Here is a 16,329-nt window from a genome sequence, read left to right on the forward strand (position 1 = left end):
CTAACCCTTCGCCGGATGAGCGCTAGCCGCCATCCGGCGAAACATCACAAAGGGGAATCCTGGCTGATTTCATCCAGCGAGAGGTGGAAACTCGGTACAAATACGGCTAAAAAATAGTCCATTTCTTCACTGCGGCGCGACTCCAGCGTTTTTTCCAGCCGTGTTTTCGCCAGCTTAAATTCATTATTTCCGGCTGAAAGTTCCTCAAGGCATTTCAGATAGGCGCAAAGCGCATCGGCCTGTTTAACGATCGCTCTCTCTTCATCGCTGCTGGCGTGTTCATCAATTAACGGCGCAAAAATATCTCGCAGCTCATCAGGGACCATATCGACCAGTTTCTGCTGGGCTATTTTCTCGATGGCTTTATATTCCTGGGCAATTTGCGAGTTAAAGTATTTCACCGGGGTAGGGAGGTCACCGGTCAGCACTTCGGAGGCATCGTGATACATCGCCAGCAGGGCAATGCGTTCAGCGTTAACCTGACCGCCAAACTTTCGGTTCTTGATTGCCGCCAGTGCATGCGCAACCATCGCCACTTGCAGACTGTGTTCAGACACGTTTTCGGTGCGCACGTTGCGCATCAGCGGCCAGCGGTTAATGAGTTTCAGACGGGAGAGGTGGGCAAAAAAATGGCTCTGCTTCATAACGACCCTTACTCAGTGACTTCAGTAAAGGTATTTTGCGCAGAGAGTGCTACCGGATGCAAATCTCGGTAGCACTCTACTTTATTACAGCTGGTGATAGCCTGACAGGAAACGTTCAAATTTACTCAGCGACATTTCAATATCGTCAATACGCGGCAGCGTGACGATGCGGAAATGATCCGGCCACGGCCAGTTGAATGCCGTACCCTGGACCAGCAGCACTTTTTCCTGTAGCAGGAAGTCGAGTACCATCTTCTGGTCGTCATGAATGTTGAAGCGCTTAGCATCAATTTTCGGGAACATGTACAGCGCGCCGCGTGGCTTCACGCAGGATACACCGGGAATGTCGTTGAGCAGTTCCCAGGCACGGTTGCGCTGTTCATACAGGCGTCCACCCGGCATGATAAATTCGCTAATGCTTTGGTATCCGCCCAGTGCGGTTTGAATGGCATGCTGCGCCGGAACGTTGGCACACAGGCGCATTGAGGCCAACATTTCCAGACCTTCGATATACCCTTTGGCGTGTTTCTTCGGTCCGTTCAGTACCATCCAGCCCTGACGGAAACCCGCAACGCGGTAAGTTTTTGACAGGCCGTTGAAGGTGATGGTCAGCAGATCCGGGGCCAGTGGGGCAATAGAATGATGTTCCGCGTCATCATAAAGAATTTTGTCGTAAATCTCGTCAGCAAAGATAATGAGATTATGCTGGCGAGCAATCTCAACAATCTCCATCAGCAGCTCTTTAGAATAGACAGCGCCGGTAGGATTGTTGGGGTTGATGATGACGATCCCACGCGTGCGCGGGGTGATTTTGGCGCGAATATCGTCGAGGTCCGGGAACCAGTCTGAGGATTCATCGCACAAGTAGTGCACCGCTTTACCGCTGGAAAGCGATACCGCTGCCGTCCACAGCGGATAATCAGGCGCAGGTACCAGCATTTCGTCCCCGCTATTCAGTAACGCCTGCATCGCCTGAACAATCAATTCGGAAACACCGTTACCGATATAAATGTCTTCAACGGTAACGTCGCGCATCCCGCGAGCCTGGTAATGCTGCATTATTGCTTTACGGGCGGAATAAAGACCTTTTGAGTCGCAATATCCTTGCGCGGTGGGCAAATTACGGATCACATCAACCAGAATTTCATCGGGCGCTTCAAACCCGAATGGCGCCGGGTTGCCGATGTTCAGTTTCAGAACCTTATTACCTTCTTCTTCCAGGCGCTTTGCTTCTTTCAGAACCGGGCCGCGAATGTCATAACAGACGTTTTCTAATTTGCTGGATTTTTCAATGGGGGACATAACGTTGACCTTTTTAGCTGTGAATGCCACTCCCTGCCGTGGAAGTCAGCCCAGCACAATGTACTCCCACGACGGTAAGTTTTGAAGGGTCTTTAGTAGAAGGTTTTGAAAAGCTGTGAAGTTATAATTAGCTGTTAATAACTAAGTAACGCAATTGTATCAGAATAATAATCTTGAAAATTGTATTTTAATGGTTTTATGCTTCACTACGCTGGCTCTGGTGTGGTGGTTTGTCTGGTCAAAAAAAGTTAAGTCTGTACAGCAAAGGGTCGCCGACACCTAACCTGAATGACGTAATTCGAAAATACTGAGGTTTTAACTGCACAGACTGTTATCGGCCTGATCCGGGCGCAGTCGGGTGTGAATCTATTGTTAAGTGAAATTAATGAATTGGGGAATTTTTAATTAATTATTATTTAATATTTAAACAGCGCTGGGTTGAATAGGCTAATAATACGAAAACCGTTGCTCTGACATCACACCAATTTGGCTCGAATTATTCGCGATAACACTTATAAATATAGTGGTTTTAGGTTAAGATAAGCCCTATGAAATGATGCGTAGTACGAAATTCACGATAATTCAAATGTTTGTTTGTTGTTCCTAACATACTGAAAACTTAGTTCTTAATGTGTAAATTATTGTTCATTAACTATTTTTTAAATTTACAAAATTTACATGTTTTCCAATAGTTAGAATCATCCAGCTACTAAAAATATGGCTCTTTCTCATTGCTATATTCCGATGAGTGTCACGGGTATTATATAGCTCAGAAAGAGAATTGTTTCGCTTGTTAAACCAAATACATCCTTATTTTCACTTGGTTACACTGAGCGAAACTGCAAGGGAGGCACATTACAAATGGAGTTGTTTGATTCTGAATGCACAGCATTAACCCGGTATGACCCGCGAGTAAGTGAAAAACTATGATAAATGCAAATCGTCCGATAATTAACCTCGATCTCGATCTGCTGAGAACCTTCGTTGCTGTTGCCGATCTGAATACCTTCGCGGCTGCGGCAGCTGCGGTATGTCGCACTCAGTCTGCAGTGAGTCAGCAAATGCAACGCCTTGAGCAACTCGTGGGGAAAGAGTTGTTCGCGCGCCATGGACGCAACAAACTGCTGACCGAACATGGTATCCAGCTGTTGGGTTACGCCAGAAAAATACTGCGTTTTAATGATGAGGCTTGCTCATCATTAATGTTCAATAATCTTCAGGGAGTGTTAACTATCGGCGCTTCTGACGAATCCGCCGATACGATACTGCCGTTTTTGCTCAACCGCATAAGTTCGGTTTATCCGAAGCTTGCGCTGGACGTAAGAGTTAAGCGTAACGCCTACATGGTCGATATGCTGAGATCCCAAGAAGTGGATTTGGTAGTGACCACCAATCGTCCAGGCGATTTTGAATGCCTGAATCTGCGTACCTCACCTACGCACTGGTATTGCGCAGCAGAATATATCCTGCAAAAAGGTGAACCGATACCGTTGGTTCTGCTGGACGATCCGAGTCCGTTTCGCGACATCGTGCTGTCTACGCTAAACGCAGCGCAGATCCCGTGGCGTCTGGCCTATGTCGCTTCAACATTGGCAGCAGTTCGTGCTGCGGTAAAAGCGGGCCTCGGTGTCACGGCTCGTCCCGTTGAAATGATGAGTCCTGACTTACGCGTGCTGGGTGTTGCGGACGGATTACCGCCATTGCCTGATACAGAGTATCTGCTGTGCAGCGATCCGACCACGAAAAATGAGTTAGCAGAAGTTATCTTTAAATCAATGCAGACATATCAAAATCCTTGGCAATACAATCAGTTTACCCCTGAAGGGGGAGATGATTCGCTGATTGTTGAAGGCGACTTTGAGTAACGCGTCACAAATATTCGTTTTAAACTGTAAGTGTAAAAAAGAGCCACTGATGATGAAAAAACATCCAGCGGCTCTTTTTTTATGCAAATATTGCTGGTTTATGTCATTTTCTATACGAAAACTTAACAAAATCAGCAGATAAAAAAACAGACTGGAAATAGGGTGAAAAACAATCAACAGCGTTGCTAATTGTTTCCATGTTAAAAAACTAGAGAAATTGTTGCTGTTTTTTATGGTGAATTAACAAAAGCGTGTCACAGATCAAGAAAATACTCCCATTTAGGGGGAGGCATCTGCACGAATTCCTGTCAAAATAGAGGTGTATTATCTTTTTACTTCACTACGGACACGATTCAACAACGTTAAAATTGACTGATGACACGATCGAAATGAGTCTAAATAGCACTTTATGTTAACGAAATTGAATTGGTGTAAAATAATGTGAGGGAACTTTTGTTAAAGTTGACAAAAGGTTATAGAAAGGAGTAAAAAACCCCATCAATTGGCTGTATAAATGGTTTTCTACAGTGATTGTAAGGTTTTTTTTATTCCTCCCCATGAATCGATGTGGCGTTCATCTGCCGTAAAGAGCAGAGAATTTGGCGCTACTTTTGATGAGTAAGCAATGAGTATGTCAACATCCACTGAAATCATCGCTCATCACTGGGCATTCGCTATCTTTCTTATTGTTGCCATTGGCCTGTGCTGCCTGATGCTCGTCGGCGGCTGGTTTTTAGGTGGTCGCGCGCGCGCGAGATCTAAAAACGTGCCGTTTGAATCAGGTATCGACTCGGTCGGCACCGCCCGCTTGCGCCTGTCTGCCAAGTTTTATCTGGTAGCCATGTTCTTCGTTATCTTCGACGTTGAAGCGCTGTATCTTTTCGCATGGTCTACGTCTATCCGTGAAAGCGGCTGGATTGGCTTTGTGGAAGCTGCAATTTTTATTTTTGTGTTACTGGCAGGTCTGGTTTATCTGGTGCGTATTGGCGCGCTGGACTGGACGCCCGCGCGTTCACGCCGCGAGCGTATGAACCCGGAAACGAACAGTATCGCTAATCGTCAACGCTAACCGCGAGGCATTAAGATGGATTATACGCTCACCCGCATAGATCCTAACGGTGAGAACGACCGTTACCCCCTGCAAAAACAGGAGATCGTAACCGACCCCCTGGAGCAAGAAGTTAACAAAAATGTGTTCATGGGCAAACTGCATGACATGGTTAACTGGGGCCGTAAAAACTCAATTTGGCCATACAACTTTGGCCTTTCCTGCTGCTACGTTGAGATGGTGACTTCGTTCACCGCCGTGCATGACGTGGCCCGTTTTGGTGCAGAAGTATTGCGTGCATCTCCGCGTCAGGCAGACCTGATGGTCGTGGCTGGTACCTGCTTTACCAAAATGGCCCCGGTTATTCAGCGCCTCTACGATCAGATGCTGGAACCGAAGTGGGTTATTTCCATGGGCGCATGTGCTAACTCCGGCGGTATGTATGATATTTACTCCGTCGTACAGGGCGTTGATAAGTTTATCCCGGTAGATGTGTACATCCCAGGATGTCCGCCGCGTCCAGAAGCTTACATGCAGGCGCTGATGCTGCTGCAAGACTCCATTGGTAAAGAACGCCGTCCGCTCTCCTGGGTGGTTGGCGATCAGGGCGTTTATCGCGCCAATATGCAGTCAGAGCGCGAGCGTAAGCGCGGCGAACGTATTGCTGTAACGAATCTTCGCACACCGGACGAGATTTAATTTGCGCCCGTCGGCAGCAGCACTTCCTTCGTTTATCACTACATAAATAGCGCGAAGCACTGCCGACCACCACGGACCATTTGCAATGGTGAACAATATGACCGACTTAACCGCGCAAGACGCTGCATGGCAAACACGGGATCATCTCGATGACCCGGTCATTGGCGAACTGCGTAACCGTTTTGGGCCGGATGCCTTTACCGTTCAGGCGACTCGCACCGGGGTACCCGTTGTTTGGGTCAAGCGTGAACAATTACTGGAAGTTGGCGATTTCTTAAAGAGACTGCCGAAACCTTACGTCATGCTGTTTGACTTACACGGCATGGACGAACGTCTGCGTACGCACCGCGAAGGGTTACCCGCCGCGGATTTTTCCGTTTTCTATCACCTGATCTCCATTGAACGCAATCGCGATATCATGCTCAAGGTGGCATTATCTGAAAACGATCTGCGCGTACCGACTTTCACCAAACTGTTCCCTAACGCCAACTGGTATGAGCGTGAAACCTGGGAAATGTTTGGTATCGATATCGAAGGCCACCCGCACCTGACGCGTCTGCTGATGCCGCATACTTGGGAAGGCCATCCGCTGCGTAAAGATTACCCGGCGCGTGCGACTGAATTCGATCCGTTTGAGCTGACTAAAGCCAAGCAGGATTTGGAAATGGAATCACTGACCTTCAAACCAGAAGACTGGGGCATGCAACGCGGTACCGAAAACGAGGACTTCATGTTCCTTAACCTCGGTCCGAACCACCCGTCTTCTCACGGTGCATTCCGCATTGTTCTCCAGCTTGACGGCGAAGAGATAGTCGACTGCGTGCCTGACATCGGCTACCACCATCGTGGTGCCGAAAAGATGGGTGAACGTCAGTCCTGGCACAGCTACATTCCGTACACTGACCGTATCGAGTACCTCGGCGGCTGCGTGAACGAAATGCCTTACGTGTTGGCGGTAGAAAAGCTGGCGGGCATTACAGTACCGGATCGCGTCAACGTGATTCGCGTCATGCTTTCCGAACTGTTCCGTATCAACAGCCACCTGCTGTATATCTCCACGTTCATTCAGGACGTCGGCGCGATGACCCCTGTGTTCTTCGCCTTTACCGACCGTCAGAAAATCTATGACGTGGTAGAAGCAATCACCGGTTTCCGTATGCACCCGGCCTGGTTCCGTATCGGCGGTGTCGCGCACGACCTGCCGCGTGGTTGGGACAAACTGCTGCGTGATTTCCTCGACTGGATGCCGAAGCGTCTGGATTCCTACGAGAAAGCCGCACTGCGCAACACCATCCTGAAAGGCCGTTCTCAAGGCGTTGCCGCTTACGGTAAGAAAGAAGCGCTGGACTGGGGTTGTACAGGTGCTGCGCTGCGTGCAACCGGAATTGATTTCGACGTGCGTAAGTCACGTCCGTATTCTGGCTATGAAAACTTCGACTTCGAAATCCCGGTTGGCGGTGGTGTTTCCGACTGCTATACCCGCGTGATGCTGAAAGTTGAGGAGCTGCGTCAGAGTCTGCGCATCCTTGAGCAGTGCCTCAACAACATGCCGGAAGGCCCGTTCAAAGCGGATCACCCGCTGACCACGCCACCGCCGAAAGAGCGCACGCTGCAGCATATCGAAACCCTGATCACCCACTTCCTGCAAGTGTCGTGGGGCCCGGTTATGCCGGCGCAGGAATCCTTCCAGATGGTGGAAGCAACCAAGGGTATCAACAGTTACTACCTGACCAGCGATGGCAGCACCATGAGTTACCGTACTCGTATCCGTACTCCGAGCTATGCGCATTTGCAGCAGATCCCGGTAGCGGTACGCGGCAGCCTGGTGTCCGACCTGATCGTCCATCTGGGTAGTATCGATTTTGTTATGTCAGATGTGGACCGCTAATTATGCACGAGAATCAACAACCACAAACCGAGGCTTTTGAGCTGAGTGCGGCTGAGCGTGAAGCGATTGAGCACGAGAAGCACCACTACGAAGACCCGCGTGCGGCGTCCATTGAAGCGCTGAAAATTGTTCAGAAGCAGCGTGGCTGGGTGCCGGATGGGGCGATCTATGCGATCGCTGACGTGCTGGGTATCCCGGCAAGCGACGTTGAAGGTGTTGCGACATTTTACAGCCAGATCTTCCGCCAGCCGGTAGGTCGCCACGTGATCCGTTACTGCGACAGCGTGGTGTGCCATATCAACGGCTATCAGGGGATCCAGGCTGCGCTTGAGAAAAAACTCAACATCAAGCCGGGGCAGACGACCTTTGACGGTCGCTTTACGCTGCTGCCGACCTGTTGCTTGGGGAACTGCGACAAGGGGCCGAACATGATGATCGATGAGGACACTCACGCTCACCTGACCCCGGAAGGCATTCCCGAACTGCTGGAGCGGTATAAATGAAAGACATTATCCGTACTCCCGAAACGCATCCGCTGACCTGGCGTCTGCGTGATGACAAACAGCCGGTATGGCTGGACGAATACCGTAGCAAAAACGGCTACGAAGGTGCGCGTAAGGCCCTGACCGGCCTTTCACCGGACGAAATCGTCAATCAGGTTAAAGACGCTGGCCTGAAAGGGCGCGGCGGCGCGGGCTTTTCCACCGGTCTGAAGTGGAGCCTGATGCCGAAAGACGAATCCATGAACATCCGTTACCTGCTGTGCAACGCCGATGAAATGGAACCGGGCACCTATAAAGACCGCCTGTTGATGGAACAGCTGCCGCACCTGCTGGTGGAAGGTATGCTGATCTCCGCGTTTGCGCTGAAAGCATACCGTGGTTATATCTTCCTGCGCGGTGAATATATCGAAGCGGCTGTGAATTTGCGTCGCGCGATTGCTGAAGCGACCGAAGCCGGTCTGCTTGGCAAAAACATTATGGGCACCGGTTTCGATTTCGAGCTGTTTGTGCACACCGGGGCAGGGCGTTACATCTGTGGTGAAGAAACCGCGCTGATTAACTCTCTCGAAGGTCGTCGTGCTAACCCGCGTTCCAAGCCGCCGTTCCCGGCAAGCTCTGGTGCATGGGGTAAACCGACTTGCGTTAACAACGTCGAAACTCTGTGTAACGTTCCAGCGATTCTCGATCAGGGCGTGGAGTGGTACCAGAACATCTCGAAGAGCAAAGATGCTGGCACCAAGCTGATGGGCTTCTCCGGTCGCGTGAAGAATCCGGGACTGTGGGAGCTGCCGTTCGGCACTACCGCGCGTGAGATCCTCGAAGATTACGCTGGCGGCATGCGCGATGGCCTGAAGTTTAAAGCCTGGCAGCCGGGCGGTGCGGGTACTGACTTCCTCACCGAAGCGCACCTCGACCTGCCGATGGAGTTCGAAAGCATCGGTAAAGCGGGCAGCCGTCTGGGTACCGCGCTGGCGATGGCAGTCGATCATGAGATTGGTATGGTTGGGCTGGTGCGTAACCTGGAAGAGTTCTTTGCCCGCGAGTCCTGTGGCTGGTGTACACCGTGCCGTGATGGTCTGCCGTGGAGCGTGAAAATTCTGCGCGCGCTGGAGCGTGGCGAAGGTCAGCCTGGGGATATCGAGACACTTGAGCAACTGTGTCGTTTCCTCGGTCCGGGCAAAACCTTCTGTGCGCACGCACCGGGTGCAGTCGAACCGCTGCAGAGCGCGATTAAATATTTCCGCGAAGAATTCGAAGCTGGCATCAAGCAGACCTTCAGCAATACCCACGCTATTGGTGGTATTCAGCCGAACCTGCTGAAAGAACGCTGGTGATTGCAGGGTTAGCCCTGTGTCGCGATAAGAAATTCGATTAACGCTCGGTTACGACCGAGCCAACTGGAAGCATGCTGACTATGGCTACGATTCATGTAGACGGCAAAGAATATGAGGTCAACGGAGCGGACAATCTGCTAGAAGCTTGTCTGTCCCTCGGCCTTGATATTCCGTACTTTTGCTGGCACCCGGCGCTGGGAAGCGTCGGTGCTTGCCGCCAGTGTGCGGTGAAGCAATATCAAAACGCGGAAGACACGCGTGGTCGCCTGGTGATGTCTTGTATGACACCGGCTACCGAAGGCACCTTTATTTCGATTGATGACGAAGAAGCGAAACAGTTCCGTGAAAGCGTAGTGGAGTGGTTGATGACTAACCACCCACACGACTGTCCGGTCTGCGAAGAGGGCGGTAACTGCCACCTTCAGGATATGACCGTAATGACCGGTCATAGCTTCCGTCGCTACCGCTTTACCAAGCGCACCCACCGTAACCAGGACCTGGGGCCGTTCATCTCTCACGAAATGAACCGCTGCATCGCCTGCTATCGCTGCGTTCGTTACTACAAAGATTACGCCGATGGCGCGGATCTGGGCGTGTATGGCGCACATGACAACGTCTACTTCGGTCGCCCGGAAGATGGCGTTCTGGAAAGCGAATTCTCCGGTAACCTGGTAGAAATTTGCCCGACCGGCGTGTTCACTGATAAAACGCACTCCGAGCGTTATAACCGTAAATGGGACATGCAGTTTGCGCCAAGCATCTGCCAGCAGTGTTCCATTGGCTGTAACACCAGCCCGGGTGAGCGTTATGGCGAACTGCGTCGTATTGAAAACCGCTATAACGGTACCGTTAACCATTACTTCCTCTGCGACCGTGGTCGTTTTGGCTATGGTTACGTGAACCTGAAAGACCGTCCGCGTCAGCCGGTACAGCGTCGTGGCGATGACCTGATCACCCTCAACGCCGAGCAGGCAATGCAGGGCGCGGCTGACATTCTGCGTCAGTCGAAGAAAGTGATCGGCATTGGCTCTCCGCGCGCCAGCGTTGAAAGCAACTTCGCGCTGCGTGAACTGGTCGGTGCGGATAACTTCTATACCGGTATCGCTCAAGGCGAACTGGACCGTCTGCAACTGGCGCTGAGCGTGCTGCGTGACGGCGGTATTCATACCCCGGCACTGCGCGAAATCGAATCTTATGATGCGGTTCTGGTGTTGGGCGAAGATGTCACCCAGACCGGCGCACGCGTTGCGCTGGCGGTACGTCAGGCGGTGAAAGGCAAAGCACGTGAAATGGCGGCGGCGCAGAAAGTGGCCGACTGGCAGATCGCGGCCATCCTCAACATCGGCCAGCGCGCCAAACACCCGCTGTTCGTGACTAACGTCGACAGCACCCGTCTGGATGATATCGCGGCATGGACCTACCGTGCGCCGGTTGAAGATCAGGCGCGTTTAGGTTTTGCTATCGCCCATGCGCTGGATAACAACGCCCCGGCTGTTGACGGTATCGATCGTGACCTGCAGAACAAAATCGATGTCATCGTTCAGGCGCTGGCCGGGGCGAAGAAACCGCTGATTATTTCCGGTACTAATGCCGGTAGCGCTGAAGTGATTCAGGCCGCTGCCAACGTGGCGAAAGCACTGAAAGGTCGCGGCGCGGACGTCGGCATCACCATGATTGCTCGCTCTGTTAACAGCATGGGCCTCGGCATGATTGGCGGTGGCTCCCTTGAGGATGCGCTGACTGAGCTGGAAACAGGTCGCGCTGATGCCGTTGTGGTACTGGAAAACGATCTGCATCGCCATGCTTCTGCAACGCGTGTTAACGCCGCGCTGGCGAAAGCACCGCTGGTACTGGTTGTTGACCATCAGCGCACTGCGATTATGGAAAACGCCCATCTGGTGCTTTCCGCTGCAAGCTTCGCTGAAAGCGATGGTACGGTCATTAACAACGAAGGCCGCGCACAGCGTTTCTTCCAGGTGTATGACCCAAGCTACTACGACAGCAACATTGTCATGCTGGAAAGCTGGCGCTGGCTGCACTCACTGCACAGCACCGTGCAGAGCCGTGAAGTGGACTGGACGCAGCTTGATCACGTGATCGACGCAGCCGTGGCCGCGCTGCCGCAGCTGGCAGGCATTAAAGATGCCGCGCCGGACGCGAGCTTCCGTATTCGCGGGCAGAAACTGGCGCGTGAGCCGCATCGTTACAGTGGTCGTACCGCTATGCGTGCCAACATCAGCGTACATGAACCGCGTCAACCGCAGGACAAAGACACCATGTTTGCCTTCTCTATGGAAGGGAACAACCAGCCGTCTGCGCCGCGTTCGCAAATTCCGTTTGCCTGGGCACCAGGTTGGAACTCTCCACAAGCGTGGAACAAGTTCCAGGATGAAGTGGGCGGAAAACTGCGTCATGGCGACCCGGGTGTGCGTCTGATCGAAGCGTCTGAAGGTGGTCTGGACTACTTTACTACCGTTCCGGCGAGCTTCCAGGCGCAGGATGGTCAGTGGCGTATCGCACCGTACTATCATCTGTTTGGCAGCGACGAAATGTCCCAGCGCGCGCCGGTCATCCAGACCCGCATGCCGCAGCCGTACATTAAACTCAATCCGGCTGATGCCGCGAAGTTGGGCGTCAATACCGGTACGCACGTTTCCTTTAGTTATGATGGCAGCACGGTCACATTACCGGTTGAAATCTCTGAAGGGTTGACGGCGGGGCAGGTTGGTTTGCCGATGGGTATGCCGGGTATCGCGCCAGTTCTGGCAGGTGCGCGTCTTGAGGATCTGCAGGAGGCACAACAATGAGTTGGATTACACCCGATCTGATTGAGATCCTGCTGAGCATTCTCAAAGCGGTGGTGATCCTGCTGGTGGTGGTCACCTGCGGGGCATTCATGAGCTTTGGTGAACGTCGTCTGCTGGGTCTGTTCCAGAACCGTTACGGACCGAACCGTGTGGGCTGGGGCGGTTCGCTCCAGCTGGTTGCGGACATGATCAAGATGTTCTTTAAAGAAGACTGGATCCCGAAATTCTCGGATCGCGTCATCTTTACCCTGGCACCGATGATCGCCTTTACTTCGCTGCTGCTGGCCTTCGCTATTGTGCCGGTCAGCCCGAACTGGGTGGTGGCCGACCTTAACATCGGGATCCTGTTCTTCCTGATGATGGCAGGTCTGGCGGTGTACGCGGTGCTGTTTGCCGGTTGGTCGAGCAACAACAAATACTCGTTGCTCGGCGCGATGCGTGCGTCTGCGCAGACCCTGAGCTACGAAGTGTTCCTCGGGCTTTCCCTGATGGGCGTAGTGGCGCAAGCCGGTTCATTTAACATGACCGACATCGTCAATAACCAGGCTGATATCTGGAACGTTATTCCGCAGTTCTTTGGTTTTGTCACCTTTGCCATCGCGGGCGTAGCGGTCTGCCACCGTCACCCGTTTGACCAGCCGGAAGCCGAGCAGGAACTGGCTGATGGTTACCACATTGAATATTCCGGAATGAAATTCGGTCTGTTCTTCGTGGGTGAGTACATCGGTATCGTCACCATTTCTGCGCTGATGGTTACCCTGTTCTTCGGTGGCTGGCATGGCCCGTTCTTACCGCCATTCGTCTGGTTCGCGCTGAAAACCGCGTTCTTTATGATGATGTTCATTTTGATTCGTGCGTCGTTACCGCGTCCTCGTTATGACCAGGTAATGTCCTTCGGCTGGAAAGTTTGCCTGCCGCTGACGCTCGTCAATTTGCTGGTAACGGCGGCTGTCATTCTGTGGCAGGCGCAATAAGGGACACAAAGACCATGACCTTAAAAGAATTACTTGTAGGCGCAGGCACCCAGCTTCGTAGTATCTGGATGATCGGCCTGCATGCGTTCGCAAAACGCGAAACGCAGATGTACCCGGAAGAGCCGGTCTATCTACCGCCCCGTTTTCGTGGTCGTATCGTTCTGACGCGCGACCCGGACGGCGAAGAGCGCTGCGTTGCCTGTAACCTGTGTGCAGTAGCGTGTCCGGTAGGCTGTATCTCTCTGCAAAAAGCAGAGACCAAAGATGGTCGCTGGTATCCGGAGTTTTTCCGCATCAACTTCTCACGCTGCATTTTCTGCGGTCTGTGCGAAGAAGCCTGTCCGACAACGGCCATTCAGCTTACGCCAGATTTCGAACTGGGTGAGTACAAGCGCCAGGATCTGGTTTACGAGAAAGAGGATCTGCTGATCTCCGGTCCGGGTAAATATCCGGAATATAACTTCTACCGGATGGCAGGTATGGCAATCGACGGCAAAGATAAGGGCGAAGCAGAGAACGAAGCCAAGCCTATCGACGTCAAGAGCCTGTTACCGTAAGGAGAGGGGCAATGGAGTTCGCTTTTTATATCTGTGGCCTGATAGCCATTCTCGCAACCTTGCGGGTCATCACCCACACCAATCCGGTACACGCACTGCTGTACTTGATTATTTCGCTGCTGGCGATTTCTGGGGTGTTCTTCTCGCTGGGTGCTTACTTCGCGGGTGCGCTGGAAATTATCGTCTACGCGGGTGCCATCATGGTGCTGTTCGTGTTCGTGGTCATGATGCTCAACCTGGGCGGTGCTGAAATCGAACAGGAACGCCAGTGGCTGAAACCGCAGGTGTGGATTGGTCCGGCGGTTCTGTCGGCTATCATGCTGGTAGTGATTGTTTACGCCATTCTCGGCGTTAACGATCAGGGCATAGACGGGACGCCAATTAGCGCGAAAGCGGTCGGTATTTCGCTGTTCGGACCTTATGTCCTGGCAGTTGAACTGGCTTCTATGCTGCTGCTGGCGGGTCTGGTTGTGGCCTTCCATGTTGGTCGCGAAGAGCGTTCTGGCGAAGTGCTGAGCAACCGCACTGATGACCGCGCGAAAAGAAAAACGGAGGAGCACGCATGATCCCCTTACAACATGGACTGATCCTCGCGGCTGTCTTATTCGTACTGGGCTTAACCGGTCTGGTTATCCGCCGCAATCTGCTGTTTATGCTGATCGGTCTGGAAATCATGATTAACGCCTCTGCGCTGGCCTTTGTGGTCGCCGGAAGCTACTGGGGCCAGACCGATGGTCAGGTGATGTACATTCTCGCCATCAGCCTTGCGGCTGCGGAAGCGAGCATTGGACTTGCGCTGTTGCTGCAACTTCATCGCCGTCGCCAGAACCTGAACATCGATTCAGTAAGTGAGATGCGTGGATGAACATGCTTGCCTTAACCATTATTCTGCCATTTATTGGCTTTGTATTACTGGCGTTCTCTCGCGGCCGTTGGTCAGAAAATCTGTCTGCTACCGTGGGTGTCGGGTCGATTGGCCTGGCCGCGCTGGTCACCGCATTTGTTGGCGTTGATTTCTTCGCCAATGGCCAGCAGGCCTACAGTCAGCCGCTGTGGACGTGGATGTCTGTTGGTGACTTTAACATCGGTTTTAACCTGGTGCTGGACGGCTTGTCGCTAACCATGCTCTCCGTGGTAACCGGCGTCGGTTTCCTGATCCACATGTTCGCCTCCTGGTATATGCGTGGAGAAGAGGGTTACTCTCGTTTCTTCGCCTACACCAACCTGTTTATCGCCAGCATGGTCGTTCTGGTACTGGCGGATAACCTGCTGCTGATGTACCTCGGCTGGGAAGGCGTGGGCCTGTGCTCCTATCTGCTGATCGGTTTCTACTATACCGATCCGAAGAATGGCGCAGCGGCAATGAAAGCCTTCGTGGTGACCCGTGTGGGTGACGTGTTTCTGGCGTTCGCACTGTTCATTCTCTACAACGAGCTTGGCACGCTGAACTTCCGTGAGATGGTTGAACTGGCGCCTGCGCACTTTGCAGACGGCAATAATATGCTGATGTGGGCGACCCTGATGCTGCTGGGCGGTGCGGTCGGTAAATCGGCACAGCTGCCGTTGCAGACGTGGCTTGCTGACGCGATGGCCGGCCCGACGCCTGTCTCTGCGCTTATCCACGCCGCAACGATGGTTACCGCTGGTGTCTACCTGATTGCACGTACTCACGGCCTGTTCCTGCTGACGCCGGAAATTCTGCACCTGGTGGGGATTATCGGGGCTATCACGCTGGTGCTGGCAGGTTTTGCTGCACTGGTTCAGACCGACATCAAACGTGTTCTCGCGTACTCCACCATGAGCCAGATTGGCTACATGTTCCTGGCGCTTGGCGTTCAGGCATGGGATGCGGCGATTTTCCACCTGATGACGCACGCCTTCTTTAAAGCGCTGCTGTTCCTGGCATCCGGCTCGGTTATCCTTGCCTGCCACCACGAACAGAACATCTTCAAAATGGGTGGCCTGCGTAAGTCTATTCCGCTGGTGTATCTCTGCTTCCTGATCGGTGGTGCGGCGCTGTCGGCTCTGCCGCTGATTACCGCAGGCTTCTTCAGTAAGGATGAGATTCTGGCTGGTGCGATGGCGAACGGTCATATCAATCTGATGGTTGCAGGTCTGGTCGGTGCGTTTATGACCTCTCTGTACACCTTCCGTATGATTTTCATCGTGTTCCACGGCAAAGAACAAATTCACGCGCACGCAGGGAAGGGGATTACCCACCATCTGCCGCTGATTGTGCTGATGATCCTGTCCACCTTCGTTGGCGCGCTGATCGTGCCTCCGCTGCATGGCGTGCTTCCGGCAACGACCGAACTGCCGCATGGCAGCGTGATGACGCTGGAAATTACCTCCGGTATTGTTGCGATCGCGGGCATCCTGATTGCAGCATGGCTGTGGCTGGGCAAACGCACGCTGGTGACTTCGATTGCCAACAGTGCGCCGGGCCGTCTGTTGGGCACCTGGTGGTATAACGCCTGGGGCTTTGACTGGCTGTATGACAAAGTGTTCGTCAAGCCGTTCCTGGGTGTTGCCTGGTTGCTGAAACGCGATCCGCTTAACTCGATGATGAATATCCCGGCTGTGCTCTCCCGCTTTGCAGGCAAAGGTCTGCTGCTCAGCGAGAACGGTTATCTGCGCTGGTATGTCGCGTCAATGAGCATCGGTGCGGTCGTCGTGCTGGCATTGCTGATGGTTCTGCATTGATCGTA

14 protein-coding genes are annotated in these 16,329 nt (G+C 52.8%); 12 read left to right on the top strand and 2 right to left on the bottom strand.

Annotated features, from left to right (window positions below; translation table 11 throughout):
* Positions 1 to 44: 44 nt before the first annotated feature.
* Both yfbR and alaA read right to left on the bottom strand, forming a co-directional pair.
* Positions 45 to 644 (bottom strand): 5'-deoxynucleotidase, encoded by a 600-nt coding sequence (yfbR, locus tag E4Z61_RS01305; protein WP_135321182.1) that lies wholly within the window; start codon positions 642 to 644, stop codon positions 45 to 47.
* 84 nt (positions 645 to 728) lie between these two features.
* On the bottom strand, positions 729 to 1,946 hold the full coding sequence (gene alaA / locus E4Z61_RS01310) for an alanine transaminase AlaA (protein ID WP_135321183.1): 1,218 nt from the start codon (positions 1,944 to 1,946) through the stop codon (positions 729 to 731).
* A 926-nt stretch (positions 1,947 to 2,872) separates the two neighbouring features.
* Here alaA and lrhA point away from each other — a divergent pair.
* The 12 genes from lrhA (at position 2,873) to nuoL (ending at position 16,324) form a co-directional block, all read left to right on the top strand.
* Complete coding sequence (lrhA, locus tag E4Z61_RS01315) at positions 2,873 to 3,811, top strand: transcriptional regulator LrhA (protein WP_135321184.1); 939 nt, start codon at positions 2,873 to 2,875, stop codon at positions 3,809 to 3,811.
* A gap of 625 nt (positions 3,812 to 4,436) precedes the next feature.
* Positions 4,437 to 4,880, top strand: a complete 444-nt coding sequence (nuoA, locus tag E4Z61_RS01320; protein ID WP_003028077.1) for an NADH-quinone oxidoreductase subunit NuoA — start codon at positions 4,437 to 4,439, stop codon at positions 4,878 to 4,880.
* 15 nt (positions 4,881 to 4,895) lie between these two features.
* Positions 4,896 to 5,558 carry an NADH-quinone oxidoreductase subunit NuoB gene (gene nuoB, locus E4Z61_RS01325; protein WP_003028075.1) on the top strand — a complete coding sequence of 221 codons (663 nt, stop codon included), beginning with the start codon at positions 4,896 to 4,898 and terminating at the stop codon, positions 5,556 to 5,558.
* A gap of 85 nt (positions 5,559 to 5,643) precedes the next feature.
* The gene (gene nuoC / locus E4Z61_RS01330) at positions 5,644 to 7,446 is read left to right on the top strand and encodes an NADH-quinone oxidoreductase subunit C/D (RefSeq protein WP_096756372.1); all 1,803 of its coding nucleotides are present in this window, start codon (positions 5,644 to 5,646) and stop codon (positions 7,444 to 7,446) included.
* A 2-nt stretch (positions 7,447 to 7,448) separates the two neighbouring features.
* Positions 7,449 to 7,949 carry an NADH-quinone oxidoreductase subunit NuoE gene (gene nuoE, locus E4Z61_RS01335; protein ID WP_003028069.1) on the top strand — a complete coding sequence of 167 codons (501 nt, stop codon included), beginning with the start codon at positions 7,449 to 7,451 and terminating at the stop codon, positions 7,947 to 7,949.
* Positions 7,946 to 9,283 (top strand): NADH-quinone oxidoreductase subunit NuoF, encoded by a 1,338-nt coding sequence (nuoF, locus tag E4Z61_RS01340; protein WP_135321185.1) that lies wholly within the window; start codon positions 7,946 to 7,948, stop codon positions 9,281 to 9,283. The genes nuoE and nuoF overlap by 4 nt, the downstream gene beginning before the upstream one ends.
* A gap of 80 nt (positions 9,284 to 9,363) precedes the next feature.
* Positions 9,364 to 12,090: an NADH-quinone oxidoreductase subunit NuoG gene (gene nuoG / locus E4Z61_RS01345; protein ID WP_135321186.1), complete on the top strand. Its 2,727-nt coding sequence runs from the start codon at positions 9,364 to 9,366 to the stop codon at positions 12,088 to 12,090.
* Positions 12,087 to 13,064, top strand: coding sequence for an NADH-quinone oxidoreductase subunit NuoH (nuoH, locus tag E4Z61_RS01350; RefSeq protein ID WP_003028063.1), 978 nt, complete (start codon positions 12,087 to 12,089; stop codon positions 13,062 to 13,064). The genes nuoG and nuoH overlap by 4 nt, the downstream gene beginning before the upstream one ends.
* A gap of 14 nt (positions 13,065 to 13,078) precedes the next feature.
* Positions 13,079 to 13,621 (top strand): NADH-quinone oxidoreductase subunit NuoI, encoded by a 543-nt coding sequence (gene nuoI / locus E4Z61_RS01355; RefSeq protein ID WP_135321187.1) that lies wholly within the window; start codon positions 13,079 to 13,081, stop codon positions 13,619 to 13,621.
* Positions 13,622 to 13,632: 11 nt separating this feature from the next.
* Positions 13,633 to 14,187, top strand: a complete 555-nt coding sequence (gene nuoJ / locus E4Z61_RS01360) for an NADH-quinone oxidoreductase subunit J (protein WP_135321188.1) — start codon at positions 13,633 to 13,635, stop codon at positions 14,185 to 14,187.
* Positions 14,184 to 14,486 (top strand): NADH-quinone oxidoreductase subunit NuoK, encoded by a 303-nt coding sequence (gene nuoK, locus E4Z61_RS01365; protein ID WP_006683663.1) that lies wholly within the window; start codon positions 14,184 to 14,186, stop codon positions 14,484 to 14,486. The genes nuoJ and nuoK overlap by 4 nt, the downstream gene beginning before the upstream one ends.
* Positions 14,483 to 16,324, top strand: a complete 1,842-nt coding sequence (nuoL, locus tag E4Z61_RS01370) for an NADH-quinone oxidoreductase subunit L (protein ID WP_135321189.1) — start codon at positions 14,483 to 14,485, stop codon at positions 16,322 to 16,324. Before nuoK ends, nuoL begins: the two co-directional genes overlap by 4 nt.
* Positions 16,325 to 16,329: the final 5 nt, after the last annotated feature.

The organism is Citrobacter tructae (assembly GCF_004684345.1).
In the GTDB taxonomy this organism is placed as follows: domain Bacteria; phylum Pseudomonadota; class Gammaproteobacteria; order Enterobacterales; family Enterobacteriaceae; genus Citrobacter; species Citrobacter tructae.

Bases quoted from the DNA above. Each gene is read 5' to 3' on its own strand.
- yfbR (WP_135321182.1), bottom strand. From the start codon at position 644: ATGAAGCAGAGCCATTTTTTTGCCCACCTCTCCCGTCTGAAACTCATT.
- alaA (WP_135321183.1), bottom strand. From the start codon at position 1,946: ATGTCCCCCATTGAAAAATCCAGCAAATTAGAAAACGTCTGTTATGAC.
- lrhA (WP_135321184.1), top strand. From the start codon at position 2,873: ATGATAAATGCAAATCGTCCGATAATTAACCTCGATCTCGATCTGCTG.
- nuoA (WP_003028077.1), top strand. From the start codon at position 4,437: ATGAGTATGTCAACATCCACTGAAATCATCGCTCATCACTGGGCATTC.
- nuoB (WP_003028075.1), top strand. From the start codon at position 4,896: ATGGATTATACGCTCACCCGCATAGATCCTAACGGTGAGAACGACCGT.
- nuoC (WP_096756372.1), top strand. From the start codon at position 5,644: ATGGTGAACAATATGACCGACTTAACCGCGCAAGACGCTGCATGGCAA.
- nuoE (WP_003028069.1), top strand. From the start codon at position 7,449: ATGCACGAGAATCAACAACCACAAACCGAGGCTTTTGAGCTGAGTGCG.
- nuoF (WP_135321185.1), top strand. From the start codon at position 7,946: ATGAAAGACATTATCCGTACTCCCGAAACGCATCCGCTGACCTGGCGT.
- nuoG (WP_135321186.1), top strand. From the start codon at position 9,364: ATGGCTACGATTCATGTAGACGGCAAAGAATATGAGGTCAACGGAGCG.
- nuoH (WP_003028063.1), top strand. From the start codon at position 12,087: ATGAGTTGGATTACACCCGATCTGATTGAGATCCTGCTGAGCATTCTC.
- nuoI (WP_135321187.1), top strand. From the start codon at position 13,079: ATGACCTTAAAAGAATTACTTGTAGGCGCAGGCACCCAGCTTCGTAGT.
- nuoJ (WP_135321188.1), top strand. From the start codon at position 13,633: ATGGAGTTCGCTTTTTATATCTGTGGCCTGATAGCCATTCTCGCAACC.
- nuoK (WP_006683663.1), top strand. From the start codon at position 14,184: ATGATCCCCTTACAACATGGACTGATCCTCGCGGCTGTCTTATTCGTA.
- nuoL (WP_135321189.1), top strand. From the start codon at position 14,483: ATGAACATGCTTGCCTTAACCATTATTCTGCCATTTATTGGCTTTGTA.